General features: G+C 64.7%; 27 protein-coding genes. 13 read left to right on the top strand and 14 right to left on the bottom strand.

The genetic code is table 11. The features are described 5' to 3' along the window. Positions 1-273: 273 nt before the first annotated feature. The 3 genes from rsmG to FHS28_RS20830 all read left to right on the top strand — a co-directional run bounded on the left by rsmG (position 274) and on the right by FHS28_RS20830 (position 2,657). Complete coding sequence (gene rsmG / locus FHS28_RS20820; RefSeq protein ID WP_088453945.1) at positions 274-960, top strand: 16S rRNA (guanine(527)-N(7))-methyltransferase RsmG; 687 nt, start codon at positions 274-276, stop codon at positions 958-960. Positions 961-1,083: 123 nt separating this feature from the next. Continuing rightward, positions 1,084-1,857 (top strand): ParA family protein, encoded by a 774-nt coding sequence (locus FHS28_RS20825; RefSeq protein ID WP_088453944.1) that lies wholly within the window; start codon positions 1,084-1,086, stop codon positions 1,855-1,857. 62 nt (positions 1,858-1,919) lie between these two features. Further along, positions 1,920-2,657 (top strand): GNAT family N-acetyltransferase, encoded by a 738-nt coding sequence (locus tag FHS28_RS20830; protein ID WP_184295329.1) that lies wholly within the window; start codon positions 1,920-1,922, stop codon positions 2,655-2,657. Between the two features lie 2 nt (positions 2,658-2,659). On the opposite strand, the gene FHS28_RS20835 is transcribed toward FHS28_RS20830, so the two are convergent. Both FHS28_RS20835 and argC read right to left on the bottom strand, forming a co-directional pair. After that, positions 2,660-3,094, bottom strand: a complete 435-nt coding sequence (locus FHS28_RS20835) for a GNAT family N-acetyltransferase (RefSeq protein WP_221194143.1) — start codon at positions 3,092-3,094, stop codon at positions 2,660-2,662. Beyond that, positions 3,091-4,035 (bottom strand): N-acetyl-gamma-glutamyl-phosphate reductase, encoded by a 945-nt coding sequence (gene argC, locus FHS28_RS20840; RefSeq protein ID WP_088453942.1) that lies wholly within the window; start codon positions 4,033-4,035, stop codon positions 3,091-3,093. Before argC ends, FHS28_RS20835 begins: the two co-directional genes overlap by 4 nt. 59 nt (positions 4,036-4,094) lie before the next feature. Here argC and FHS28_RS20845 point away from each other — a divergent pair, with 59 nt between their 5' ends. The 5 genes from FHS28_RS20845 (at position 4,095) to FHS28_RS20865 (ending at position 11,106) form a co-directional block, all read left to right on the top strand. Beyond that, entirely contained in the window at positions 4,095-4,733 is a 639-nt protein-coding gene (locus tag FHS28_RS20845) for an RBBP9/YdeN family alpha/beta hydrolase (protein ID WP_088453941.1), read from the top strand. After that, entirely contained in the window at positions 4,727-5,638 is a 912-nt protein-coding gene (locus FHS28_RS20850) for a ParB/RepB/Spo0J family partition protein (protein WP_088453940.1), read from the top strand. The genes FHS28_RS20845 and FHS28_RS20850 overlap by 7 nt, the downstream gene beginning before the upstream one ends. 426 nt (positions 5,639-6,064) lie before the next feature. Then, a complete protein-coding gene (locus FHS28_RS20855; protein WP_088453939.1) occupies positions 6,065-7,987 on the top strand; it encodes a PrkA family serine protein kinase in 1,923 nt (640 codons plus the stop codon). Positions 7,988-8,164: 177 nt separating this feature from the next. After that, positions 8,165-9,448, top strand: coding sequence for a YeaH/YhbH family protein (locus FHS28_RS20860; RefSeq protein WP_221194145.1), 1,284 nt, complete (start codon positions 8,165-8,167; stop codon positions 9,446-9,448). 59 nt (positions 9,449-9,507) lie between these two features. After that, positions 9,508-11,106, top strand: coding sequence for a SpoVR family protein (locus tag FHS28_RS20865; RefSeq protein ID WP_088453938.1), 1,599 nt, complete (start codon positions 9,508-9,510; stop codon positions 11,104-11,106). Positions 11,107-11,115: 9 nt separating this feature from the next. Here FHS28_RS20865 and FHS28_RS20870 read toward each other — a convergent pair whose 3' ends face one another. Then, complete coding sequence (locus FHS28_RS20870; protein WP_088453976.1) at positions 11,116-12,552, bottom strand: FAD-binding oxidoreductase; 1,437 nt, start codon at positions 12,550-12,552, stop codon at positions 11,116-11,118. Positions 12,553-12,705: 153 nt separating this feature from the next. Between FHS28_RS20870 and FHS28_RS20875 the strand changes: the two genes are divergently transcribed. Together FHS28_RS20875 and FHS28_RS20880 are read left to right on the top strand one after the other, a co-directional pair. Further along, entirely contained in the window at positions 12,706-13,185 is a 480-nt protein-coding gene (locus FHS28_RS20875) for a hypothetical protein (RefSeq protein ID WP_088453937.1), read from the top strand. A 61-nt stretch (positions 13,186-13,246) separates the two neighbouring features. Continuing rightward, positions 13,247-13,915, top strand: a complete 669-nt coding sequence (locus FHS28_RS20880; protein WP_088453975.1) for a cob(I)yrinic acid a,c-diamide adenosyltransferase — start codon at positions 13,247-13,249, stop codon at positions 13,913-13,915. A gap of 65 nt (positions 13,916-13,980) precedes the next feature. On the opposite strand, the gene FHS28_RS20885 is transcribed toward FHS28_RS20880, so the two are convergent. Continuing rightward, positions 13,981-14,964 (bottom strand): helix-turn-helix transcriptional regulator, encoded by a 984-nt coding sequence (locus FHS28_RS20885; RefSeq protein ID WP_088453936.1) that lies wholly within the window; start codon positions 14,962-14,964, stop codon positions 13,981-13,983. Positions 14,965-15,133: 169 nt separating this feature from the next. Between FHS28_RS20885 and FHS28_RS20890 the strand changes: the two genes are divergently transcribed. Beyond that, positions 15,134-16,213, top strand: a complete 1,080-nt coding sequence (locus FHS28_RS20890) for a hypothetical protein (protein ID WP_184295332.1) — start codon at positions 15,134-15,136, stop codon at positions 16,211-16,213. 50 nt (positions 16,214-16,263) lie between these two features. Here the strand turns inward: FHS28_RS20890 and FHS28_RS20895 are convergent, their stop codons facing one another. From FHS28_RS20895 to FHS28_RS20940, 10 genes are all read right to left on the bottom strand, one after another. After that, positions 16,264-16,485 carry a hypothetical protein gene (locus FHS28_RS20895; RefSeq protein WP_088453934.1) on the bottom strand — a complete coding sequence of 74 codons (222 nt, stop codon included), beginning with the start codon at positions 16,483-16,485 and terminating at the stop codon, positions 16,264-16,266. Between the two features lie 15 nt (positions 16,486-16,500). Beyond that, positions 16,501-16,992, bottom strand: a complete 492-nt coding sequence (locus FHS28_RS20900) for a PIN domain-containing protein (RefSeq protein WP_088453933.1) — start codon at positions 16,990-16,992, stop codon at positions 16,501-16,503. Continuing rightward, the gene (locus FHS28_RS24350; protein ID WP_246410421.1) at positions 16,989-17,555 is read right to left on the bottom strand and encodes a hypothetical protein; all 567 of its coding nucleotides are present in this window, start codon (positions 17,553-17,555) and stop codon (positions 16,989-16,991) included. Before FHS28_RS24350 ends, FHS28_RS20900 begins: the two co-directional genes overlap by 4 nt. Positions 17,556-17,647: 92 nt before the next feature. After that, positions 17,648-18,289: a GNAT family N-acetyltransferase gene (locus tag FHS28_RS20910; protein ID WP_310736839.1), complete on the bottom strand. Its 642-nt coding sequence runs from the start codon at positions 18,287-18,289 to the stop codon at positions 17,648-17,650. A gap of 71 nt (positions 18,290-18,360) precedes the next feature. Then, on the bottom strand, positions 18,361-19,032 hold the full coding sequence (locus FHS28_RS20915; protein ID WP_088453931.1) for a 3'-5' exonuclease: 672 nt from the start codon (positions 19,030-19,032) through the stop codon (positions 18,361-18,363). Positions 19,033-19,078: 46 nt separating this feature from the next. After that, positions 19,079-19,441, bottom strand: a complete 363-nt coding sequence (locus FHS28_RS20920) for a nucleotide pyrophosphohydrolase (protein ID WP_088453930.1) — start codon at positions 19,439-19,441, stop codon at positions 19,079-19,081. 339 nt (positions 19,442-19,780) lie between these two features. Then, complete coding sequence (gene queE / locus FHS28_RS20925) at positions 19,781-20,425, bottom strand: 7-carboxy-7-deazaguanine synthase (protein ID WP_088453929.1); 645 nt, start codon at positions 20,423-20,425, stop codon at positions 19,781-19,783. Then, positions 20,422-21,534: a 6-pyruvoyl trahydropterin synthase family protein gene (locus tag FHS28_RS20930; RefSeq protein WP_088453928.1), complete on the bottom strand. Its 1,113-nt coding sequence runs from the start codon at positions 21,532-21,534 to the stop codon at positions 20,422-20,424. The genes queE and FHS28_RS20930 overlap by 4 nt, the downstream gene beginning before the upstream one ends. Before the next feature lie 380 nt (positions 21,535-21,914). After that, entirely contained in the window at positions 21,915-22,952 is a 1,038-nt protein-coding gene (locus FHS28_RS20935; RefSeq protein WP_088453927.1) for a S1/P1 nuclease, read from the bottom strand. Positions 22,953-23,127: 175 nt separating this feature from the next. Beyond that, positions 23,128-25,179 (bottom strand): methyl-accepting chemotaxis protein, encoded by a 2,052-nt coding sequence (locus FHS28_RS20940; RefSeq protein ID WP_246410423.1) that lies wholly within the window; start codon positions 25,177-25,179, stop codon positions 23,128-23,130. 244 nt (positions 25,180-25,423) lie between these two features. Here FHS28_RS20940 and FHS28_RS20945 point away from each other — a divergent pair, with 244 nt between their 5' ends. Continuing rightward, on the top strand, positions 25,424-25,642 hold the full coding sequence (locus FHS28_RS20945; protein WP_088453925.1) for a TOBE domain-containing protein: 219 nt from the start codon (positions 25,424-25,426) through the stop codon (positions 25,640-25,642). Between the two features lie 10 nt (positions 25,643-25,652). Then, entirely contained in the window at positions 25,653-26,324 is a 672-nt protein-coding gene (locus tag FHS28_RS20950; protein ID WP_088453924.1) for an RBBP9/YdeN family alpha/beta hydrolase, read from the top strand. Positions 26,325-26,350: the final 26 nt, after the last annotated feature.

A 26,350-nucleotide genomic window follows, 5' to 3' on the forward strand; every position in this document is an offset into this window, starting at 1 on the left:
GGAGGAATCGGGCTTGATGAGCCTGCCTGCAATTCTGCGGCTGCCTGCCCAGACTGACCAACAGCTGACCAGCCGTTTTGAGGGAAGATACAAGGAAGGAATGGCCCGCGAAGCGGGACAGGAGGGACATGGAGGAAATGGGGCCCCAAGTCCCTTCCCGACGCTCGACAGGTGCATTGCGCGACGTTCCCACCCCACCACTAGAGCTGTCCGTCACCGAGACCCTTCTCACCTTGCCCCCGGCGAGAGACGCCCCAAACACCTCACCCGCTTATGACCGACCTTACGCTCCGTTCCCGACTGTCCGACGCCGCCCTCGCCCTCCAGCTGTCGCTGAGTGATGCGCAACTGGACCAGTTGATGGCCTACCTTGCGTTGCTGGGCAAATGGAACAAGGTCTACAACCTCACGGCGGTGCGTGATCCTGCGGCGATGCTGACTCAGCATCTGATCGACAGTCTCAGTTTGTTGCCGGCGCTGCAACGCCATGCGTCCGGCCAGCCCCTGCGCCTGATGGATGTAGGAAGTGGGGGCGGTCTCCCGGGCGTGGTAATCGCCATTGTGGATCCCACCATCGACGTCACCTGCGTCGATGCCGTTGGTAAAAAGGCCTTCTTCATCGCTCAGGTCGCCGCCGAGTTGGGTCTCCCCAACCTCCACGGCGAACACGCCCGCGTCGAGCAACTCAAGGCGGCACCCTTCGACGTCATCACCTCCCGCGCCTTCGCCAGTCTTGCCGACTTCACGGACTGGAGCCAGATGCACCTCAAGCCGGACGTCGGTGTTTGGGCCGCAATGAAGGGCCAGCACCCCACCGAAGAGCTCGACGAGCTCCACCGCCGCGCCCCCACCCGCGAGGTGTTTCACGTGGAACAACTCTCCGTCCCCGGCCTCGACGCCCAACGCTGCCTGCTCTGGATCCGCCCCTCAGCGCGCCCAACGACCTTACCCGTCGCCTGAACAAACGACGCGCCAGCGACACACATCGCTGCAGAGCGCGCAAAGCCCGGTGCTCTTCTCTGACGTTTGACGACAACAGCGGTTAAGCTTCCCGCCCTGCCCTCTCCGACCCCGATCGCGTCCATGGCCAAGATTTTTTGCGTAGCAAATCAAAAAGGTGGTGTTGGCAAAACGACCACCACTGTGAACCTGGCCGCCGGTCTTGCGAAGATCGGCCAGCGCGTGCTGGTGGTCGATCTGGATCCCCAGGGCAATGCCACCATGGGCTCGGGCATCGACAAACGCGCGTTGGCGCATAGTGTGTATGACGTCCTGCTGGAAGCCACCACTGTCGCAGAAGCACGCCAGCGCGCCGAAGCCTCGGGGTACGACGTCCTCGGCGCCAACCGGGAGCTCGCCGGCGCAGAAGTGGAACTGGTGGAGCTCGAGCGCCGCGAGCAACGCCTCAAGACGGCGCTCGCCCCGGTCGATAAAGAGTACGACTTCATCCTCATCGACTGCCCGCCGTCGCTCTCCATGCTGACACTGAACGGCCTGTGCTCCGCGCACGGTGTCGTCGTACCCATGCAGTGCGAGTACTTTGCGCTGGAAGGCCTGACCGACCTGGTCAACACCATCAAACAGATCCACGCCAATCTCAACGCAGACCTGCAGATCATCGGCTTGCTGCGGGTGATGTTTGATCCCCGCATCACCCTGCAGCAGCAGGTCAGTGAGCAGCTCAAGGCCCACTTCGGCGAGAAGGTGTTCGACACCGTCATCCCCCGCAACGTCCGTCTGGCCGAGGCTCCCAGCTATGGCATGCCCGGCGTTGTGTTCGACAGTGCATCCAAGGGCGCCCAGGCCTTCATCGACTTCGCCAAGGAAATGGTGAAACGCGTCGGGACGATGCGGTGAGCCCCCTGCCGCAGCCCCCTGAATCTCTGCGTGCGCTTGCGAGGCGCGCCGAAGAGGCGGGCTTGCATGCCGCGGCTTCTCCACGTGAAACACGCGTCGACGGCTGGTTGATCCGCCTCTCCCCAGGCAAGGCCCGACGCTCGCGCTGCGTCAACGCGCTGGGCAGTACCGGTGAGTTGCCGCTGGACGATTTGATCGTCCGATGCCGTAGGAGCTTCGAACAGGCAGGGCTGCCGGTTCTCTTTCGCATTACCCCATTCAGCCAACCGGCCGCACTCGACGACTGGCTCGACGCCCGTGGCTGGAGAGCCTTTGATCCGACGGATGTCCAGGTGCTTCCGCACCTCGATCACCTGGTCCCGACAAGCTCAGGCGCGACGCTTCAAGCGATGTCTGCGGACGCGTACGCGACCTTGGTGGGCTCTCAGCGGGGATCGTCCCAGGAAGAGATCCTGGGACACGCCGAGCGTCTCAAAACCGCGCCGGTACGCCACCAGGCCTTCTGCTTGCAGCAACCCAATGGCGAGCCCCTGGCCTATGGGCAAATCGCGCTGGACGGCACCTTGGCGGGTCTTTTCGATATCGTCACCGTTGCCGCGCACCGCGGCCAGGGGTGGGGGCGAACCCTCTGCACTGAACTGCTGCTGGAGGCGCGGCGGCAGGGCGCCCTGGAGGCCTATCTGCAGGTCGCCGTCGACAATGCCCCGGCGCAGGCCTTGTATGCGGGTCTGGGCTTCCAGCGCGCCTATCGCTACCACTACCGCAGCGACGACCCCCGCACCTGGCCGGAAGGCGTCTGAGCTCAGCCCCGGGGGGTCCAGACCTTCAGCATGATGTGGCGGGTGAAGCCCGGCACATAATCATGCACATGGGCCATGCAGACGTAGCCGAGGTGCTCCAGAAGATCGGACACTTCATCCAGAAGCGTCTCGATCAGCGCATCCACGCATCCCCGGCGCAGCGCCTGAGCTTCAAGCTGGCGCAGGCAGTCGCCGCCCAGCCCCTGCCCCCGCTGGTCCTCCCGGACCCACAGGTAGCTCACATACAGGCGCTGGAACTCGGTCCGGCCCCAGCCGCCCGCGATCAGCTCACCGTTTTCGTACAAGGCCACCGCAATGTCACGGGCATCGCTGCCCTGCGTCTGCTGACGGCCATGTAGCACCACGGCCTGCTCGATGGCCTCCAGCACGGCCGCCGGGACCTCTTCGTCCCGGCGCCACAGCCGATCCGTGCTCACACCAGACCGGTGGTTTCGTCCACGCCCAGATGCACGTTCATCGACTGCACGGCCGCACCGCTGGCGCCCTTGCCGAGGTTGTCCAGGCGGGCCATCACCAGAATCTGCTGCTCATTGCCAAAGACAAACAGGTCGACATGGTTGGTGTCGTTGTTCGCCTGGACGTCAAAGAAGCCGTGCGCCATCGTGTCCGGATCCCGCAGCGGCATGACGCGAACGAACCGCTCGCCTTCGTAATGTGCCGCCAGTGCGTCCCGCACCTGGCCAGGCGTGGTGCCGGCACGCAGGTCGCTCAGATGCAGCGGTACCGTGACCCCCAGACCCTTGTAGAAGTTGCCGACGATGGGCATGAAGACCGGCGGAACCGTCAGACCGGTATGCGCCATCATCTCGGGGATGTGCTTGTGAGCCAGCCCCAACGCGTACGGGCGCGGCGAGGCCAGCTTGGCGTTGCCGCCCGCTTCATACTCCGCAATCATGGACTTGCCCCCCCCGGAATATCCGGTGATGGAGGTCGCGGTGACATGCGCCGTCGGGGGCAGCAAGCCCGCGTCGACCAGCGGGCGCACCGCCAGAATGAAGGCCGTGGCGTGGCAGCCCGGGTTGGCAATCCGCTTGACGGATCGGATCGCATCGCGCTGTCCGCCCGACAGCTCCGGCAGACCGAACACCCACCCCGGCGCCGTGCGGTGGGCCGTGCTGGCGTCGATCAGGCAGGTCCTGGGATTGGTGACCATGGCCGCCGCTTCGCGCGAGGCGGCATCGGGCAGGCACAAGAAGGCGACGTCGGCGGCATTGAGCAGGCGCGCCCGCTCGGCGGCGTCCTTGCGCTTGTCCGCGTCAATGCGCAGCACTTCGACGTCCGTGCGGAGCGCCAGATATTCATTGATGCGCAGGCCGGTCGTCCCTTCCTGTCCGTCCACATACACCGCGTACTTCATCGCGCCGCTCCTGCAAAATCCGCTGCTTGTTCAGAAAACGCGAAGCATAAGGCCAATAGATGACCGACATCGCGCCCGACACCGATCTCCACACCCACGCAACACCTGACGGCTCAGAGGCCAGTGTCAGCGAGGCGGGTGGGCGACCGGTCTTCCTGCTGCCCGGCTGGCTCAACTCCGATCCGGACCACTGGCAGAGCCTGTGGGAGCGCCGTCACGGAGATCAGCGGGTGGAACAGGCGGACTGGTCATGGCCCCGGCGCGGAGACTGGATGGCCCGGCTGGACGAGGTCCTGCAGCAAGACACTCGCCTGGACACCCAACCCGCGCTGCTGGTGGCCCACAGCCTGGGCTGCCAACTGGTGGCCTCATGGGCCAAGCATTCGCAGCACACGCGTCGCGTGGCGGGCGCGCTGATCGTGGCCCCGCCGGATACCGAACGGGACGACATGCCCCCTCAGCTGCACAACTGGAAGCCGATCCGCCGCAGCCGCCTGCCCTTTCCCAGCGTGATGGTGGTCAGCACCAACGACCCCTACTGCAGCCTCGAACGTGCCACCGAGATGGCCGCGGACTGGGGCTCCGAAGTGGTCATTGCGGGCCCCCTGGGTCACCTGAATACGGCCAGCGGCCTGGGAGAGTGGCCCGAGGGCCGTGCCCTGCTCCATCGGATCGCGGACAATCGCGCCCCATGGTGACCAAGAAACCCAAGGGCCTCGGTATGGGCCTCGAGGCCCTGCTCGGGCCGAAAGTCAGTGATGCTCCCGCCGTGCGCGAGGGCGAACCCGGAATACTGCCCCTGACCCAGATGCAGGCCGGCAAGTATCAGCCGCGCACCCGCATGGATGAAGGCTCGCTCTACGAGCTGGCCGAAAGCATCAAAGCGCAAGGGATCATGCAACCGATCCTGGTGCGGCCGATCACGCCCAGCGGCGCGGTGCGTTATGAAATCATCGCCGGTGAACGGCGTTTCCGCGCCGCCAAGCTGGCGGGCCTGGCCGAGGTGCCGGTGCTGGTGAAGGCGGTGCCGGATGAGTCCGCCGCCGCCATGGCGCTGATCGAGAACATCCAGCGTGAAGACCTCAACCCGCTGGAAGAAGCGCAGGGCCTGCGCCGCCTGGTGGAAGAGTTCGGGCTCACCCATGAGCAGGCGGCGCAAGCCGTTGGACGCTCCCGCAGCGCGGCCAGCAACCTGCTGCGCCTCCTGAACCTGGCCGATCCGGTGCAGAACATGCTGATGGCCGGCGACCTGGACATGGGCCATGCCCGCGCCCTGCTCTCGCTGGACGGCGCGCATCAGATCACCAGCGCCACAGAGATCGCTGCGAAGAAGCTCAGCGTGCGCGAAGCCGAGAAGCTGGTGCAACGCCAGCAGGCCTCTGCCGGTCGGCAAGCGCCCTTGCTGCGCGTCAAGAGCGACAAGAGCCGCGATGTCCTCCGCCTGGAGGAAGAGCTGTCGGATCTGCTCACCGCCCAGGTGGAAATCCGCGTCAAAAAGAAGACGAAACGGGGCGAGCAGGGCGAGGTGGCCATCAGCTTTGGTTCACTCGATGAGTTGAACGGCTTGCTGCAAAAGCTGCGCGGATCCAACGGCGCTGACTGACCCGGGAAATACCCCAACCCCCCCCGGTCAACGGGGAAGAATGCACGCCGTTGTAGGTGTGGGGTCACCTGTTGCTATCGCAGATCGTCGCTGATGGGCGTAGCATCAACCGGACAAAGCCTCATCGTCAGCACAGGCTTCATGCGATGCATGCAGCAGCTCATGAGGCTTTGGTCCAGCATGGGGTGCCTGTTTGCCCTACCGTAGAACCCACAAGGAAATCTGCTGTGACGGTAGGCTGCTTTGAGGTAGTGTTGAAGCACGCATGTTGATGCTCGCTTGATTCGTTGAGATTGTTGGTTCCACGCTGAGCTCGGAAAGCTCTGATGACGCCTTGAGTCACGGACGTCGCCAGAACTTCCTGGACGATGCGGGCCCTGCCGGGCTACGCCTCGCCTCCCAAACGACTAACTGTTGGAGGTCAGCATGGATGTGATCAGCCATTTCGCGGCACGATACGAACGAGGCAAGGTCGAAGAGCTCACGCTGGAGGAATACCTCCAGGAGTGCAAACGCAATCCACTCGCTTACGCCACCGCTGCCGAGCGCATGCTCAAGGCCATCGGTGAGCCGCAGATGATGGACACACGCAACGACCCGCGTCTGTCCCGCATCTTCCAGAACAAGGTCATCAAGATCTACCCGGCCTTCGCCGAATTCTTCGGCATGGAAGACGCCATCGAGCAGGTGGTGAGCTACTTCCGGCATGCCGCGCAGGGCCTCGAAGAAAAGAAGCAGATCCTTTATCTGCTGGGCCCGGTGGGCGGTGGCAAGAGCTCCATCGCCGAGCGGCTCAAGCAACTCATGGAGCATGTGCCCTTCTATGCGTTGAAGGACTCTCCGGTCAATGAATCGCCACTCGGACTCTTCGACCCGGTCGAGGATGGCCCGCTGCTGGAACGTGAATACGGCATCCCGCGCCGTTACCTCAACCGCATCCTCAGCCCCTGGGCGGTCAAGCGCCTGGATGAATTCGGCGGCGACATCCGCAAGTTCAAGGTGGTCAAGCGTCACCCCAGTGTGCTCAAGCAGATTGGGGTGGCCAAGACCGAGCCGGGGGACGAAAACAACCAGGACATCAGCTCACTGGTGGGCAAGGTCGACATCCGCAAGCTGGAGACCTATGCCCAGGACGATCCCGATGCCTACAGCTATTCCGGCGGTTTGTGCCTGGCCAACCAGGGCCTGCTGGAATTCGTGGAAATGTTCAAGGCACCGATCAAGGTGCTTCACCCGCTGCTGACTGCCACCCAGGAAGGCAACTTCAAGGGGACGGAAGGCTTTGGTGCGATTCCTTTTGACGGCATCGTGCTGGCCCACAGCAATGAAAGTGAGTGGAAGAGCTTCCGCAACAACAAGAACAACGAAGCCTTCCTGGACCGGATCTACATCGTCAAGGTGCCTTACTGCCTGCGCGTGAGCGAGGAAGTGAAGATCTACGAGAAGCTGATCCGCAACTCGTCCCTGGCCGAAGCCAAGTGCGCACCGGGCACGCTGAAGATGATGGCGCAGTTTGCGGTGCTGACGCGGCTGAAGGAACCGGAGAACTCCAGCATCTTCAGCAAGATGCAGATCTACGACGGCGACAACCTCAAGGACACCGATCCCAAGGCCAAGTCGCTTCAGGAATACCGTGATTACGCCGGCGTGGATGAAGGCATGGCCGGCATCTCCACACGGTTTGCCTACAAGATCCTCTCCAAGGTCTTCAACTTCGATTCCACCGAAGTGGCCGCCAATCCGGTGCACCTGATGTATGTGCTGGAGCAGCAGATCGAACGCGAGCAGTTCACGCAGGACGCCGAGCAGAAGTTCATCGGCTTCATCAAGGAAGTGCTGGCGCCGCGGTATGCCGAGTTCATCGGCAAGGAGATCCAGACCGCCTATCTGGAGAGCTACAGCGAATACGGCCAGAACATCTTCGACCGCTATGTGACCTATGCGGATTACTGGATCCAGGACCAGGAATATCGGGACACCGACACCGGTGAAGTGTTTGATCGCTCGGCCCTGAATGCGGAGCTCGAGAAGATCGAGAAGCCCGCAGGCATCAGCAATCCGAAGGATTTCCGCAACGAGATCGTCAACTTCGTCCTGCGGGCCCGCGCCAACAACTCGGGCAAGAACCCGGCGTGGACCAGCTATGAAAAGCTGCGCACGGTGATCGAGAAGAAGATGTTCTCCAACACCGAGGAACTGCTGCCGGTGATCAGCTTCAACGCCAAGGCCAGCGCGGACGAAGCGAAGAAGCATGAGAACTTCGTGCAGCGTATGGTGGACAAGGGCTACACACCGAAGCAGGTGCGCCTGCTCTGCGAGTGGTACCTCCGCGTAAGGAAGAGTAGTTGACCCCCCCCTACTCGCTTCGCGAGCCCCCCAGGGGGCGCGCCCGAGGGCCTGGCAGAGCCAGTTCCCTGGGCGCCGCTGGAGGGGGGCGGGCGCAAGGCGCCGCCCACTGCGGCTCATGAGGTGGGGAGTGGCTGGGTGACGTAGCTTGTGCGGTGAGAGTCCTTCCAAAGGTTGTTTATGGCACTGCAACAGATCATCGACAGACGGCTTTCGGGAAAGAACAAATCGATCGGGAATCGGGAACGTTTCCTGCGCCGTTATCGCGACCAGATCCGCGATGCCGTGCGTCGGGCCGTCGACCAGCGCGGCATTCGGGATATGGAGCGCGGGGAAGATGTGCACATCCCCAAACGCGATCTGAAGGAACCCGTGTTCAGCCACGGAGACGGGGGCACCCGCGAAGTGGTGCGACCCGGCAATACGGAACACATCAAGGGAGACCGGGTCCCGAAGCCGCAAGGCGGTGGACAGGGCCAGGGCGGTGGGCAGGCCAGTGATTCCGGCGAAGGCGAGGACGACTTCGTCTTTCACCTGAGCAAAGAGGAATTCATGCAGGTCTTCTTCGAGGACCTGGCCTTGCCCAATCTCGCCCGCACCACACTCGCCGAAACGCCGGAATACAAGACGGTGCGCGCCGGTTACGTCACCGACGGCACACCCACCAATCTCCATGTGGTGCGATCCATGCGCGGCGCCCTGGGCCGGCGCATCGCCCTGGGCATGGAAAAGCGGCGCGAGCTGCATGAGCTGGAAGCGCGGCTGGAAACCCTGAAGCTGGAAGACGCGACCAAGCCCGATGTGAAGGCGCTGCTCGCCGAAACCGAGGCCCGCATCCTGCTGCTGCGCCAGCGCATCGCGGCCATTCCGTTTCTCGATCCGATCGACCTGCGGTTCCGCAATCGGGTCAAGGTGCCACAGCCCACCACCCGTGCGGTGATGTTCTGCCTGATGGACGTTTCCGGCTCAATGGATGAAAGCCGCAAGGACCTGGCCAAGCGCTTTTTCATCCTGCTGTATCTCTTCCTCACCCGCCACTACGAAAAGATCGACGTGGTCTTCATCCGCCACCATACCCAGGCCCAGGAGGTGGATGAGCAGAACTTCTTCCACGCGACCGAGACTGGCGGCACGGTGGTGTCTTCGGCCCTGGTGCTGATGGAGGAAATCATCCGCGCCCGGTATCCGGCCAACGAATGGAACATCTACGGCGCCCAGGCGAGCGACGGAGACAACTGGCATCACGACAGCGGCCGCTGCCGCGAATTGCTGGCGGACAAGATCCTGCCGCTGTGCCGCTATTACGCCTATGTGCAGGTCGCCGAGGCCGAGCAGAACCTCTGGGAGGAATACGCCCGGCTGGCCGAGGAAGACCCCCACTTCGCCATGCGCAAGGCGGTGGAGGTGTCGCAGATCTACCCGGTCTTCCGGGATCTCTTCAAGAAGGAGGGGGTCAGCGCATGACGGCCCCTGTCCCCACGACGCAAGCAAACCCGACGACCCGGCCCCTGGAGGATGATTCCATGAGCAGCATCGAGAACCGACGGATGGTGAGTGCCGGTCTCAGCGAGGCAGAATATGGCGGGCGGCGCAGCAAGCCGCCGCTGGCCCGGATGAAACCCCTGGTGCGGCGCCCCGAGCAGCCGCTGCCCTCGCCCAGCGACTGGACCTTCGAGCTCATCGAGCAGTATCACGACGTCATCCGCCAGACCGCGGAGCGTTATGGGCTGGACACCTACCCCAACCAGCTGGAGGTGATCACCGCCGAGCAGATGATGGATGCCTATGCCTCCGTCGGCATGCCGGTGAATTACCGCCACTGGAGCTATGGCAAGGAATTCATCTCCACCGAGCGCCATTACAAGCGCGGCCAGATGGGCCTGGCCTATGAGATCGTCATCAACTCCGACCCGTGCATCGCCTACCTGATGGAGGAGAACACGCTGGCCATGCAGGCACTGGTAATTGCCCATGCCTGTTACGGCCACAACAGCTTCTTCAAGAACAACTACCTGTTCCGGATGTGGACCGATGCGTCGTCCATCATCGATTACCTGGTCTACGCCAAGAACTATGTGGCGGACTGCGAGCAGCGGCACGGCCTGGATGCGGTGGAAGCCACGCTGGATTCCTGCCACGCGCTGATGAACCACGGCGTCGACCGCTACCGCCGTCCGGCCAAGCTGTCGCTCGCCCAGGAACAGGCGATGCGCAAGGACCGCGAAGCCTATGCGCAGCGGCAGGTGAACGACCTCTGGCGCACCCTGCCCCGCCGGCAGGAAGATGAAGCGAAGGCTGAAGAAAAGCGCCGCTTCCCGGATGAGCCGCAGGAGAACCTGCTGTACTTCATCGAAAAGAATGCGCCGCTGCTGGAACCCTGGCAGCGGGAGATCGTGCGCATCGTCCGCAAGATTGCGCAGTACTTCTATCCCCAGCGCCAGACCCAGGTGATGAACGAAGGCTGGGCCACCTTCTGGCATCACCGCCTGCTCAACACCATGTATGACGACGGCTATCTGTCCGACGGCATGATGATCGAATGGCTGAAGTCCCACACCAACGTGGTGGCACAGCCGCCGATGTCGCAGATCAACCCTTATGCGCTGGGGTTTGCGATGTACACCGACCTCAAACGCATCTGCGAGCAGCCCACGCCGGAAGACCGCGAATGGTTCCCCAGCATCGCCGGCACCGACTGGCTGCCCACGCTGGACCACGCCATGCGCAACTTCAAGGATGAGAGTTTCATCGCCCAGTACCTCAGCCCCAAGCTGATGCGGGATTTCCGCCTCTTCTCCATCCTCGACGACGAAAAGCAGTCGGAATACGAGATCTCCGCCATCCACGACGAGTCGGGTTATCAACATGTGCGGCAGGCGCTGTCACGCCAATACGACCTGTCGACCCGCGAACCCAACATCCAGGTGTGGAATGTGAATCTGCGGGGCGACCGGTCGCTGACGCTGCGGCACACCCAGCATCTGGACCGGCCGCTGCATGATGAAGCCCAGGAGGTGCTCAAGCATGTGGCGCGCCTCTGGGGCTTCGGCGTGCACCTGGAAAGCGTCAATGGTCGCGGCGATGTGACCCGCCGCTGGAGCGTGCCGGCGCCCCAGCATTGACGCGACGGTTCAGTCGAGTGCGAAGATCTTGCCGGGGTTCATGATGTTGTGAGGATCCAGCGCCCGCTTCAGGGCCTGCATCTGCGACACGGCACCGGCCCCGGCCTCTTCCAGCAGGAAGGCCTGCTTGTGCAGGCCGATGCCGTGTTCGCCGGTGCAGGTGCCCTCCAGCTTCAGGGCACGCGCCACCATCTGTGCGCTCAAGCGCTCCGCCACGGCACGTTCTGCCGGTTGCGCCGGGTCGATGAGGTAGCCCATGTGGAAGTTGCCGTCGCCCACATGGCCCACGATGAAATACGGCAGGCCGCTGGCTTCCACCTCGTCCACCGACGCCTGGATGGATTCCGCCAGCCGTGAGATCGGCACGCAGGTGTCGGTGGTGACACAGCGGCAGCCCGGACGCATCTGCAGCGCAGACAGATAGGCGTGGTGGCGGGCGGTCCACAAGCGCGTGCGGTCCTCCGGTGTGGTCGCCCATTCAAAATCGGTGCCGCCCAGCTCCCGGGCCAGTTCCTGCACCGTGGTGGCCTGCTCCTGCACGCCGGCTGGCGAGCCGTGGAACTCCATCAGGAGCATCGGCGATTCGGGCAGGGACAAGCGGTCATGGCGATTCACCGCCCGTACCGCATGAGCATCGAGCAGCTCGCATCGCGCGATCGGCACGCCCATCTGGATGATGGCAATGGTGGTGCGCACCGCCGCGTCAATACTGGGGAAGGAACAGACCGCAGCGGACACGGCCTCAGGGAGCGGATACAGCCGCAGCGTCACCTCCGCAATGACGCCTAGCGTGCCTTCACTGCCGACATACAGGCGCGTGAGGTCATAACCCGCGCTGCTCTTGCGCGCACGCGTGCCGGTGCGGATCAGGTCCCCCTGCGCCGTCACGACGGTCAGACCCAGCACGTTCTCGCGCATCGTGCCGTAGCGAACCGCATTGGTGCCGCTGGCCCGTGTGGCGGCCATGCCGCCCAGCGACGCATCCGCGCCAGGATCGATCGGAAAGAACAGACCGAGGTGCCGCAACTCGGCATTGAGCTGATGGCGGGTGACGCCGGCCTGCACGGTCACCGTCAGGTCGTCGGCGTGGATCTCGAGGATGCGGTTCATCCGCGAGACATCCAGGCTCACACCGCCCTGCACCGCCAGCAGATGGCCTTCCAGGGACGTGCCAGCGCCGTAGGGAATGACGGGCACCTGATAGACATGGGCAAGCGCCAGGACGGCCGCAATGTCCTCCTTACTTTCGGCGAAGACCACCACATCCGGCGGGTCGACGTCCAACGGAGATTCATCGCGCCCGTGTTGCTCACGCAGGGCCAGGGCCTCGCTGCAGCGGCTGCCAAAACGGGCCTTCAAGGCCTCGCGCATGGCGGCGGGCACCGGTCGACGGGTCAGCGTCGCCCATGGGTCTTGGGGCGCGTCAAACGCATGCGGCGCATTCATCGGACTCTCCTGCGGCTGCTCGACCGGACGGGCCGGACGGACCATTGTAGGAAGCCTGCAGCGCTGCACCGGCCCGTGATCAACCCGACGCTTGTCATGGTGCGCCAGGAGTGACAGCATCTACATCACGGCTATCGCGAAAGGAGTTCCCTCATGTCCTCCTCCGTTACCTCCTCTGTCACCGCCTCCCTGCCCCCCGGCACCCTGACCGGATCGTCAGCGCAGACGCTGTGGATGTCCGCCGACGTGGTCTGGACGATCTTCTTCGTCCTGCTGGCCTTGTCCCTGCTGGCCTCGCTGCGCTTCGACTGGCTGCGCGTCTGGTGGATCGATCAATGGCGCCATCTGACCGGCGCCGACGACGCCAAAGACCGCCTCAGTGCCACGGTCTCTCTGCCCCAACCGCGCAGCCCGGGCGCCCCGGCCACTCATCCGCCCGCCCACGGCCACGCCCAAAGCCATGGCCACGCGCCAGCCCCTTCGCTACGGATGCACAGGCACCGGCCCAGCGCCTTGCCAGGGCAGCCAGGACCCACCGGTCTGGCGGAGGGCTTCCACCGGCCCCTGAGGCCTGCGGCGCCGCCTTCCCTGGGCCAGCGACCCCTGTTCCACCGAACCGGTCGCCGACACTGAGCGAGGCCTTGCGTTCTGCGGCAAGATGGCGGGCTTTGCAGCCTCTGACGCAGACGCATCCATGGCCAACCGACTCTCTCAAATTGCCACCCGCACCGGCGACGACGGCACCACTGGCCTCGGCGACGGCACCCGTGTTCCCAAGGACCATCTGCGTGTGCAGGCCATGGGGGACGTCGACGAACTGAATTCCCAGATTGGCGTGCTGCTGGCCGAACCACTGCCCGAGGATGTGCGGGAGCTGCTGGTGATCGTGCAGCATGAGCTGTTCAACCTCGGTGGGGAGCTGTGCATGCCCGGCTACAGCCTGCTGAAGGACGGCGCCGTGCTGCACCTGGATCAGGCCCTGGCCGACTACAACGCCACCCTGCCCCGCCTGGCGGAATTCATCCTGCCCGCAGGCACTCGCAGCGCCGCGCTGGCGCATGTCTGCCGAACGGTGGCCCGCCGTGCGGAACGTGCGGTCGTGACCCTGGCCCAGCAGGAGACGATCAACCCGGCGCCTCGCCACTACCTGAACCGTCTGTCCGATCTGCTGTTCGTTCTGGCCCGGGTGCTCAACCGCGCCAATCTGGACGGCAAGGGCGGCGATGACGTCTATTGGAAGAGCGAGCGCCTGGCGAAATATGCCGCCGAGCAGGCTGCAGAGGACGCGGCAGCGGCCGCTACCCCATCTGCCGTGTCCACGGGCGCAACCAAGGACGCAAGCAAGGACGCCACGGGCGGCTGACCCGCCAGGCAGTCAGCCGCGGCGATCGGGCTCAAATTCAAGCTCAAACTCAAGCGGCTGCACGCTCAGGCGTCCAGCGCCGCCACCGCGCTGCGCAGCCGCTGCGCATACGCATCCTTGAGCGTCGGTGGCGACACCACCTCCACCTGCCCGGCATGCCGCAGCAGATCCATCAGCAGTTCGGTGGCATCGACAAACGGGATTTCCAGACGCCAGCGCCCATCCGGCAGGAACTCGCTGCGCTGGGATGGATGCCATTCTTCGCTGGCCACCCACGGAGCAGCGCTGTCACTGAAGATCAGCGTGGCCCATTGCGGGTCCCCGCCCGCAAAGATGCCGTAGCCCTGGTCCAGTTCCTCTTCCAGCTGCGGCAGCGGCAGGCTGTGCAGCGCCGCGCCTTCCACCGGTTCGGCCTGCTCCATTGCATCCAGCGCGAACCGGCGCATGCCCTGGCTGCCGTGACACCAAGCGTCCAGGTACCAGGTGTTGCGGTAGTGCACCAAGCGCTGCGGGGAGACCTCCCGCTCGCTCACCGCGCCGCCCCCCGCCCCGCGCTTGCGATACCGGATGCGCAGCCGCTGGCGCTTCACCACCGCGCTGCCGACCGTCTCGAAATGCTCGGACGCCACCCGGCGCCTGGCGGTGGAGATCAGCTTGATGCGCCGGGTCATTTCCTGCGCCTGCTGCCCTTCCCCGCCCAGCATGCCCAGCAGCTTGTCCAGCATCGGCTGCAGGTGGCGATTGAGCAGGCCGTTGTCGTCCAGGCTGGCCATCAGCTGATGCATGGTCAGCAGCGCATGCAGCTCTTTTTCGCTGAACCAGACACCGGGGAGTTCGTGCCGTTGCCCGCGCCACTGCTCGCCGAAGCGGTAGCCGTTCTCCGCCGGGTCGTATTCGATCGGGGCATCCATCCGCTCCCGCAGGTATTGCAGGTCCCGCTTCAGCGTGGCGGGTGACACCTCCAGCGCCTCCCGCAGTTCCGCAAAGCTGACGCAGCCGCGGCTGCGGATCAGCATTTCGATCTTGTAGAAGCGCTCGGTACGGTCCACAGACAACTCCTTGCGTTCGGCGCCTCCGAAGAGGCGTCGGGATGGCGTCGGGTCAGCCCCTAAATATCTGAAGATTTTTGGGAAAGTGATCCAGGTGGCTCATTCTATGAGCTACCTGTCCTCCACACTGGATGCAAGCCTGAACCCTGACCCTTTCAAGGAGCGTCCCATGGTTGCTACCGTTCAACGACCCCAGCATGACACCTCGGTCCAGCAGTTGCCGTTGCCGATGGCGACCGAGGGCCTGGCGCCCACCACAGCACGCTCCAGCCATGAACGTCTGGGATTCGAGCTCGGCTGGGACTATGCCCACCATGGGCTGACCCCGCCGGTGGAGCAACTCTTCAACCAGTCGCCGCTGCATCAGGGCTGGCAGCTGGGCCGCGCCACCTTTGGCGGCCGCACGCTGCGCACCCACCGCCATACCCAGCTGTGGTTGTCGCTGCGTCTGCATGCCTGGGAGCGCGGTCGGCAGTTCGAGACGCTGCTGGTCACGCCCAACTACCTGCAGCAGCTCGACACCACCCACTGCCCGATCAGCCGTCAGCCGCTGAATGACCAGCCGCAGGATCCGCATCAGCGCAGCGTCGACCGCGTCCGCAATGACGCAGGTTATGCCGCCGGCAATCTCGCCGTCATCAGCCGGGCCGCCAACACCGCCAAGGCCGATCGCAGCTGGCAGCAGGCCTGGGCGATGGCGCAGAGCCTGCGTCAGGGTCCGATGACCATGGCCGGTGGGCTGGATGCTGCCGCTTGGGAACGTATGGCCGTGCTCACCAGTTATGTGTCGGAGGTGCCGCACGATCTGGCCGCGCAGCTGCCCATGCTGGTGTTGCCGCCCAACCGCCTGCGTCTCTTCAACCCGATCCAGGCGCTGCAGGCGCTGGTGACCCGTCAGCTGGCCACGCCGGGCTGGAGCCATCGTCTGCACCGCCTGGAAGCGCTGCTGAGCGATGAGGCCCGTGCCGATTTCGCACGCTTCGTGATGGCTCTGGTGCCGCGGGTGCTGCCGTCACAGTCGCTGAGCGATCCGATGGCCATCCGCTGGGCCCTGGAAGATGCGTGGCGAGATCCGCTGCTGCAAAAGCGCTGGACGCGCTTTGCCATGCGCCTCACCGCACAGCAGGCGGAGCAGCTGGTGCAGCGTGCTGCCAGCAAGCGTCTGAGCACGATGCATGTGCAGAGCCACGGCGCGGCGGCAACGGACGGATGGGCGCTGGAGCGTCAGGGGTACCGCGAAGCGGCGTGAGGCGACACCGCATGAGGCGGCGCAGGGTGACGAGGCGCCGTTCAGAAGGATCAGCTCGGCAGGCCCGGGTTGATCTTTTCCAGCTCGCCCGTCTGATCCTGCAGGGCCACGTGATAACCCCGCTCACGGAACCAGTTCGCCCAGTGCGTCGCCAGGCGTTTTTCCGGCAGCCAGGGGCCGGTGCGGTCGACGTGAATACGGTTGCCGCGGCGTTCATAGAACACCACGCGCCACATGTTGCTGGGAATTCGATTCTGGAAACTGCTGCTCATAAGCGAGCGCGGAATTTAGCAAAGCAGCTGTGCGCGTTGGCTTGGGGTCAACACCCGGTACCACGATGAAACGTCCACGACCGTGCAGAGTTCGCGCAGTTCCCGCGGCCCCCGGGCGGAACCCTTCGACCAGGCGAGCAAGTCCTGGCACCCGGTGATGATCCAGCGTGCCTCACCCTGACGGGCGAGCTGCAGCAACGGCAGGCGAGCGGGATCCAAGCCATGCGCCGCGGCGCGGGTCATCCCCTCGGTGCGCACTGCCTCGACATAGGGCAGATAGTCGGCGAGCAGCTCTTCGCGCTCGTCTGTTGACAGGCGCAGCGGCGGATAGGCCAGCGCACGCATCAGCTGCGCTGCGCTCTCCGCACTGAGCAGCGGACGGATGACGCCTTGCTGCCAGGCCCGTCGCAGTTGCCGGGAGCTGTCGTCGGACCGCAGCAGGGCGCGCAGCACAAGCGCCGGGTCCAGCACCACACGAACGGCGGAAGACGGACGCGAACGACTCATGCGGCAGAACGCCTGCGCGACTGGCTGACCGGGGCGCGCGCGGCGGTGGTCTTCCCGCCGATGGTCTTCACCGCTTTGACGGCTTTCGCCGCCTGAGCCGATCCGGTCGACCGGGGGGCCTTGCCTGCGTTCGGACCGGTGGCACCAGTCGCCCCGCTGGAAGCGCCCACGGTCTTGGCAGCCAGGGCCGCCTTCGCAGTCCTGGACGGCTTCTCAACCGGCGCCACGTCGACCGCCTTCACAGCTTTCTTGATCCCGGCCTTGGCTTCCGGCTTCGCAAGCTTCGCCGCTTTCACAGCTTTCAGCGCCTTCGCAGGCTTGCGCGCCGCGCGCGACGGGCCCGGTCCGTCCACCGCCCAGCTCAGCGCCTGTGCCAACACGTCGTCACCGAGATCCAGCTCCGCCAGCTTGGCGCGCACCGCGTCGCCACGCTGGATGCGCACAGGTGTCAGCACCACCTGGCCGGACTGCACCTGCACCTCGAAGTACTGCACCGGGCCGAGGCTGTCCGTGACGCTCTTGGGCAGCGTCAGTTGATTCTTCGAAGTGAGCTTGGCCAGCACGGGGAACTACCAAAGTTGAAAGCGAGCCCGGCTGAACCCGTGAGGGTGCAGCAAGGGCTCGCTGAGGGAAGGGAACGCGTGACGGGAACCGCTCAGATGAGCGAACGATGCAGACGCATCTGCTCCAGTGGCTTGCCTTCGACGTCGACCGCCTTGACGCTGTCCGCTTCGGGGCGGAAGCCGGCGATCTCGAAGAAACGAATGGCGCGGGTGTTGTTCTTGTAGGTCCAGAGCGTCACTCGCGTGCAGCCCTCTTCCTGCAGACCTTCCTGCGCGGCTTCGACCAGCGCCTGTCCGACGCCCTTGTCCCAATGGGCAGGAGCGGCGTACATGGCCCAGATCTCACCCGTCGTGGAGGGCGTACCCTTGTCACGCGAGCGATCGAAACCGACAAAACCCATCACTTCATTGTCCAGATGCGCGACCAGCACTTGCGGCTCGCACATGTTGATGGCCTCGCGCCAATACGCTTGACGCTGAGCCACGGACAAACCATTCAAGGCTGCATCGGGCCAGAAGTCCTTGTAAGCGTCCTGCGCAGAGGCAACCTGGATCTGGGCGATGGCCTTGGCATCACGCAACGTGGCCGGGCGAACCTGAATACTCGACATACCTGAGAACAAACGCAAATCGGGGAAAGCGCAAGATTGTCCCAGCCTATGAGGCGAAACAGGCATCTTGACAGTAAATGATTTGCTGACCTGCATTTTGATGGTCACCGAAGCGGTGTTCATCAGCAGATCAGCGCGAGGGTTGTGGTGACACGCTCAGGGCAAGGCGCGCGCCTCCAACGTTCAATACCGGCTCAGTCCACCAGCGACACCTGCTGATGTCGCCTCATGTCGCGCACATAGCCCGTCACCGCCTTGGTCCACATGGGCCGCGCCACCGCTTGCAATCGCAGCAGCAGCTCATGTTCGACATTCAGTTCGCCGAGCGACTCGGCGAGTTCCGCGGCGATGTCACGCTGCATGCGCTGCACCAGTTGCGCGGTGGTCATGGCATCGGCCAGCGCCCGGTGGGCACGGCCGTTGTCCGGCAGCTGGTGGTAGCGGGCCAGCGTGCCGAGCTTGCAGTTGGGAGATTCGGGGTAGAGCCGGCGAGCCATCTTCACGGTACAGACGAACTCCGGCGTGTATTTGGACACCAGCGTCTCATCCGCCCGCGTCAGCTCCGCCATCCAGAAACCCCGGTCGAAGGACGCATTGTGCGCCACGAAGCCGCATCCGTGGGTGAAAGCCGCAACTTCCCGCATCACCAATGCGGCATCGGGCGCGTCTTCCACCATCTCGTTGCTGATGCCGGTGAGCCGCTCGATCATCGGCGGGATCCAGGCACCGGTGTTCATCAGGCTCTGGTAGTGGCCGACGATTTCCCCGTCCTTGAGCAGCACCGCAGCGATCTCCGTGGCGCGGCCCCCACCTTGCGGCGAATGTCCGGTGGTTTCGAAGTCGATGACGGCGATGGTTCGATTCATGTCGGGCGGAATGAACGGGCGGGCGTGGGCAGCGGGAGGGAAATGGTCAGAGGTGGGCGGCCGGGCCCTTGGAATCGACACTGGAACTCCCGGCGGGTGCCGGCGGAACCGGGTACTTCAGGGCGTTGAGCCGGATCTTTCGCTCCACGGCCTGTGCCACGTCGACGCCACTGCGGTCGGCAATCTGCAGCAGGTACATCAACACATCCGAGATCTCTTCGCCCAGATGCACCCGGGTCGCTTCGTCCAGAGCCATCGATTCCTCCGGGGTCTTCCACTGGAAGATTTCTCCCAGCTCGGCGGCCTCCACCACCAGCGCCATGGCCAGGTTCTTGGGCGTGAGGTAGGGGTCCCAGCTGCGCTCCGCGGCAAAGGTCCGCAGGCGCTGCTGCAAAAGGGCGATGTCCATGGCTTCGCAGTGTGCAGGTCCGGCCGCCCAGCTTCAACCGAAGGTGGGGCCGGACCGGCGTTGTTGCAACGCCCGAAGGAAAGTTCTCGCCTCTCTTTTCAACATCAAAGTTTTATATATCTCTCTGGTTGTCTTAGTAGAGGGAGCCACTTTCTGTGGACAAGTGGCGAAACACCATTCGAATCAACCACTTGTGACGGGACAAATGCTGTGCGCGGAGCCCTTGTTTGCACTTGCATGAACCGACAACAGTTGGCCTGATCGCCGCTGAGCTGTGGATAAGCGGGCAGTTGCCAGAAACTTTTCCACAGCCTTGTTGGCTTGACAGGTCGACGGCTTTCAGTCGATGCCCACCACCTTGTGCATCTGGATCGACAAACGCCACTGCGGATGGTCCATGCAATAGGCCACGGCGGCCTTCATGTGCTGCTTCTGCAGGACCGAATCCAGCGGCTGCAGGAAGAAGTTGTCGAAGGCCAGATGCGCGAAACGCTCCGGCTGGGCCAGCGGCTGGGGATAAACCAGTTTGAGCTCATGGCCGCGGGTCAGCACGAGTTCCGCATCCGCTTTGGGGCTGACGCAGATCCAGTCCAGCCCTTCAGGCGCGGGCTGGGTGCCGTTGGTCTCCACGGCCACTTCAAAGCCGCGGGCATGCAGGGCGTCGATCAGCGGCGCGTCCAGCTGCAACAGCGGCTCGCCGCCGGTACAGACGACATACGGGCGCCCCGCCTGACCTTCCGGCCCCTGGGGCCATTTGGCAGCGATGGCATCGGCCAGCAGCTCCGCCGTGGCGAACTTGCCGCCGCCCTGACCGTCAGTGCCCACGAAATCGGTGTCGCAGAAGGTGCAGACCGCTTCGGCACGGTCCTGCTCCCGGCCCGACCACAGGTTGCATCCGGCAAAGCGGCAGAACACGGCGGCACGACCGGCCTGGGCACCCTCCCCTTGCAGGGTGTAGAACATTTCCTTGACGGCGTAGGTCATACCGGAATCAGCTCCTCGAAGGGCACAAGGCTGACGATGGCGCCACTGCCGCGCGTCTCGTAGAGGTCGACCCGTTCCAGCGGCGGCAACTGCGCCCGCGACTGCTCCAGGATCCATGCGGCCAGGGTGGCGGTGTCGGTATCCGCCAGACCCGGAATCTCATGCAGGGGATGGTGATCCAGCGACTTGAAGATCGGATCGAACAGCCGCTTGACGTCACCGAAGTCCATCGCCCAGCCGTAGACCTCATCCAGCAGCGCGCTCAGGTGCAGCCGCAGGGTGAAGGTATGGCCATGGATGCCGGCCAGCGGATGGTCCCCCGGCGCACGGCGCAGCTTCACCGCGCTGTCCAGGGTGAATTCCTTCCAGATCCGGTAGCGTTCGCCGTCGAAGTTGGCGCCGCTGGAGCCAGTCTCGTAGACGGTCACCCAGCTCAGCTCCGGCAGCTGCGGCTTGATGCGGGCCCACAGCCAGGAGGAAATGATCTCGCTGGTGGGGTTGGACAGACCTTCGATCTCATTGAGGCACTGGTAGTTCAGCAGCGCGTGGAACGGCGCCCAGATCTCGTCGAGGCGGTCGTAGTCGATGCTGAGGTCACGCTCACCGAGGTCCTGGTTCGCATGGAGGATCAGTTCAAAGCCATGCCCGTGCATGCGACCGCACTTATGGCCCATCGGCACATTGGGCAGCTGATGGGCGGCCTGGAAGCGGTAGCGGCGCCAGACATGGGCCTGCCCCTGCGCGTCGAGGTCGACGCCGCAGTGGGTGGTGCTCTGGATGCCGACCTGGCTGATGCCCGGTACGCCGAACTCGGTGACCAGGCGTTGGCGAATCCACCGGGCGATGTTCTCGTCGGTGGGTTGCGCGATGTGATCGTTCAACAGCGCGTGGTCCAGCGGCGCGATGCAGCGCTCCAGGCAGTCCCGCAGCGCGTGGACTTCACCGCCCGGGAAAGGCGCCCAGCCGGCCGGCAATTCGGCGCGAACGGTGGCGAGATAACTGTGGCCATGCAACCGGCGGCTGCGATGGCTCTCAGGCAGGGCGTCGATGTGACAGGCGGACTCGAAGCTCGCCGACGCCGTGAACAGGGAGGAGGGAAAAGCAGACATCCCGAGAGTGTGACACGCTCGGTTTTCATTACTCTCTTGTGTTGTATATCTCCTTAGTTGCAGTAATAGAGGTCGACCGTTTCTGTGGATAACCGGAGAAGACCGAATCAATTCAACGACTTACGCTGCTCTGAACCGTGTGGGCGGAGTCAGGGATGACGGCGGGATGGTTCGGCAACAACTTCGACGGGACGGTCCCGCCTGTGGATAAACCAGCGGTTGTGAGACTTCTGTCCACAAGTTCATGCACCGCGATCTCAGCGGTTTTCGCCCATTGGGGACGAAAAAAAGCCCCGGCGAGCGGGGCGTGGTTCAGGCCAGGCGACTGAGCGGCCGAACACCGCTGAGCGCGATGCGGAGCCGAAGGTCTGCCGACCGGATCAGGGCTTGTCCGGCCAGATGCTCATCAGAAGCTGCGCCAGTCGCGCGCCGCCCTTGATCAGCTCCAGTCGCACCTGTTCGATGCTGCGGGCGTCGTAGTCGGTCGGCGGCGTGGCGGCCCAACGGGGACCACGCGGCGTCTGCTGGCGCGGGCCGAAACGCATGCCGTCGAACGCCAGCTGAGCCTCCTGCAAGGACTCGCTCGCCCACAGGTCGACCCAGCGGTCCGGTGATCCGCCGGTCGGTGTGACGCGACGGGCCTGTTCCGGCAGCGCGGCCAGCTGCGCTGCGGTCAGGCGGTTCGGCAGTCCGTCCCAGTAGCTGTGCAGGTTGCCGCCGGGCGTGCCGTCCGGACGCGGCAGGGTGATGGCGTTGGCGCCCACGGTGTGGGTTTGCGGGTCGGCGCCCTGCTTGTCCGGGTCGTAGACCTTGCCGTCGGCATCCAGGTAGATGGAGCCCATGTGCAGGGGCTGATGCATGTCGCCCAGGGTGTGAGCCACCAGGGCCAGCGCTTCGCGCTCGGTGAGATCGGTCGGCGGATTGGCCTGGCCGCCGCGCAGCACCTGGATGGCGGACTTCAGGGCTGGCACCAGGTCATGGTCGCTGGTGCCCACCGCACCGGCTTCATAGTGGCCACGCTGGATGGCCACATTCGAGTAGTGATACTGCTTGTGGCAGCTCTCTTCACCCGGCTTGGGCTTGCACTGCTCATTGTTGCGCTGGACGTAAGCGCGCATGAGCGCCTCTTCCGACGGATTCTCGAAGACTGCACATTCGGGGAACCGGCCGGTCGACGTGTACTGGAAGTCCTTGTAGACGTCGATGCCCTTGACGCAGTCATCCCAGACCGCGATGTCACGCAGGGACACCGGACCCAGAATGCGTTTGACCTCTGCCGCGGCCCGGTGGCCCTGGATCAGCTGGTCGGCGATGTCGCCCACCGTGTTGTGGCCGACGGCGCCATAGCCGAAAGCCTGGCTGCAACTGGCGGCCAGCAGCGTGAGCGCGGCGACGTGACGGGTGAAGGAAGTGAACATGGGCGTAGGAGAGAGTGGCAATCGATTGCGCTCCGAAACTCCGGCGCGCGGTGTCCTGGATTGTGCCCGTCGCTCCGTGACAGCCCTTCAGGGCGAATCCCCAAGGGCAGCAGAATTTACCGGCCGTTAACTCGCCGGCCGGTCCGCTCCCCCGAGCGCTACCCCCGTCCAACGCTCAGAAGGTTTCCCAGTCGCCCGACGCGTCGTCATCGGCGGCCGGTTTGCGAGGCGCCGGTGCCGGCGGCGGCGACGCTGCTGAAGTGGCCCGGGTGGCCTGAGCAGAGGGCCCTTTTGTGCCAGCCGCCGCGCTGGACGATCCGGTCGGCCGGTGGGCGGCCGTGGTGCTGGTGCCCCCCTTGGCCGACGGAGCCTTTGACATCCGCGGGGCCGACGTCTTCGCCGGTTGACCTGCCGATGCCGAAGTCCGGGCTGTGGATAACCCTGTGCCTGACCCTGTGGATGAGGATGTGGATGCGCCTGTTGACAAGCCCGTCGACCGCGCCGCCAACGACGTAGCCATCGGCTTCTCCGGTGGTCGACCTTGCGCCTTCGCCGTCGACGCGAAATGTTCTCCACTGCCCACATTGAAGCGGCCCACCACCTCCATCAACCGGTGCGCCTGTTCCCGCATCGACTGGGCTGCAGCTGCCGACTCTTCCACCAGCGCCGCGTTTTGCTGGGTCATCTGGTCCAGCTGGGTCACCGCCTGGTTCACCAGCCCGATGCCGTCCCGCTGCTCGGTCGACGCGGCGGAGATCTCGCCGATCAGGTCGCTCACCCGCCGCACGCTGCCGACAATGTCCTGCATCACCGCGCCGCTCTGGGCGACCAGCTCAGCGCCCACCTCCACCCGCTCGACGCTGGCGTTGATCAGGGCCTTGATCTCCTTGGCGGCTTCCGCGCTGCGCTGCGCCAGCGTTCGGACCTCCCCGGCGACGACCGCAAAGCCGCGGCCCTGCTCCCCGGCCCGCGCGGCTTCCACGGCGGCATTGAGCGCCAGGATGTTGGTCTGGAAGGCGATGCCGTCAATCACGCCGATGATGTCGGAGATCTTGCGTGAGCTGGCGGTGATCTCGTTCATGTTGTCCGTCACCTGGGTCACCACCGTACCGCCGCGCTGAGCGGCCTCGGCGGCCGAACTGGCCAGCTGGGTGGCCTGTCGGGCGGTATCGGCGGACTGGGTGACGGTGGCGGTCAGCTGCTCCATTGAGCTGGCCGTCTGCTGCAGGTTGGAAGCGGTCTGTTCGGTGCGGGCACTCAGGTCGTGGTTGCCGGTCGCGATTTCACCGGAGGCAGTCGACACCGAATCCACCCCATGGCGCACCTCGCTGACCAACCGCCGCAGTTCGGTGGCCATGCGGTCCAGCGCCTGCAGCAGCTGACCGAATTCGTCTCGGCTGTGGCTGGTGGCCCGGGCGGTCAGGTCGCCCTCGGCGATGCGCTGCGTCAGCTGCAGGGCCAGTTGCAGCGGCGACTGGATCGACTTGACCAGCCACGCCGCCCCCACCAGCAGCAAGAGCACGATCAGCACGGTGACGCTCCAGGCGATGGTGACGGCGCTGCTGCGCTGGGCATTGAGCACCTGCTGTTCGTCGGCCTTGAGTTTGTCCTGGAGGGCCACGAAGTCGTTGAGGGCGCCGAGATACGCAGTGACGGCGGGATTGAACTGGCTCTTGACCTGCTCCCGGGCGGCGTCCAGATTGCCGGCTGTCTTCAGCTCGGTGGCCTTGGCTGACGCGGCGGTCACCGTCTTTCTCAGCTCCGCAATTTTGGCCATCAGCGCCTTGTCCTCGTCCGTGAGGGCCATGGCCTGGATGTCTTTCTGAACCTTGGTGATGCGCTCCACCGCGGCCGTGATGTCGGCCTTGAAGGTGTCGTTGACCAGCGGGTCGTTGCTGATCAGCGAGGCCTGCACCCGCAGCACCGCGCCGGTGGTGAGGGAGGACCACAACTGGGCCGCGTCCTGCTTGGCATCCAGCGCACCGATCACGGCCGAGGCTTCCGCCTGCGTACGGCTGTTGCGCCAGGTGGTGAAGGCCATCAGCAGCACCAGCGCCAGGATCACCACACCCACGGCACCCCAGAGCCGCATCGCGACGCTCAGCCCGCCACCGCGTGGGCTGCTGGCTGACTCTGAAGCGGCTGGCGGCGACGATCCGCCCGACAGCATCCCCGGCAACGACGCACCGGCCGCAGCGACTTGAGCACCCAGGGCGGATGAACGCATGGTGGTGTCTCCTCAGCGTGTTGTAGTGATGAACGTCAACCCTAAACCGAAACGTCACCCGGCGGAACCCGGCGGGCACGGAGGAAAACGCCTATTCAGCGTCCGCAATTCACGGCTGTCTGCGCCAGATGAAGGGGATGTTCAAGGGCCAGCCATATGCGCTAGCCGCATGACGGTGGACCAAAGCCTTCGTTGGTGGCGCGGGCGTGGGTGCCTAAGCTGAGCTTCACTTTCCGGAGTTCCCATGAGCATCAGCGCAATCAATGTTCGCAACCAGTTCCGCGGCACCATCAAGGAGATCATCGAAGGTCCGGTGGTGTCCGAGGTGGATGTGCTGACCACCGCCGGCCTGGTGGTCACCTCGGTGATCACCACGCGGTCGGTCAAGGAACTCAAACTGACCGTCGGCAAGGAAGTGGTGGCGCTGGTGAAGTCGACCGAAGTGTCTCTGGCGACCCTGTGAGGAGCGAGCCATGGCAGCCGTCTTTCCCCTGGAGCCCGACACCGTGACCGCGGACGCCGGGACCCTGCGCGCCACCGGCCTTCGGTCCGGCAAGACGCGCAGCGACACGCCGCGCGTGCTCATCATCCCCGGCCTGCATGACAGCGGACCCGCCCACTGGCAGACCTGGCTGGAGCAGCAGTACCGCGATGCCCACCGCGTGCGTCAACGGGACTTCAGCCAGCCGGACCTGGAGCGCTGGTCCGAGCGCATCCAGACACGCCTGGACCATGCCGGTCAGGGCGAGTGGATCGCCGTGGCACACAGCTTCGGCTGCCTCGCACTGGCGCACTTCCTGCAGCAGCATCCGGACGCCCCCATCCGCGAGGCGCTGCTGGTGGCTCCTGCCGAGCCGGACAAGTTCGGTCTCTCCGAGCGTCTGCCACATCAGCGGCTGCCCTGCCCGACCGCACTGATCGCCAGCCAGAACGACCCCTGGATGAGCGCCGCCAGTGCGCTGCGCTGGGCCACTCGCTGGGGCAGCAGCTACAGCAACCTGGGCCTGGTCGGTCACATCAATGCCGAGTCCGGCTTCGGTCCGTTCCCGCTGGCCAAACGCTGGGTGGAAGCGGCGCGGGCACGTGCCGCCAAAGCCCTCCGACCTGAGCGGGCCAGCATCCTGGAGTGGTCGTTTTCGATCTGACCCTTCCCCCTTTCTGTTCATTCCAC

The organism is Roseateles terrae (genome assembly GCF_014192155.1).
GTDB classification, from domain to species: Bacteria; Pseudomonadota; Gammaproteobacteria; order Burkholderiales; family Burkholderiaceae_C; genus Roseateles; species Roseateles terrae.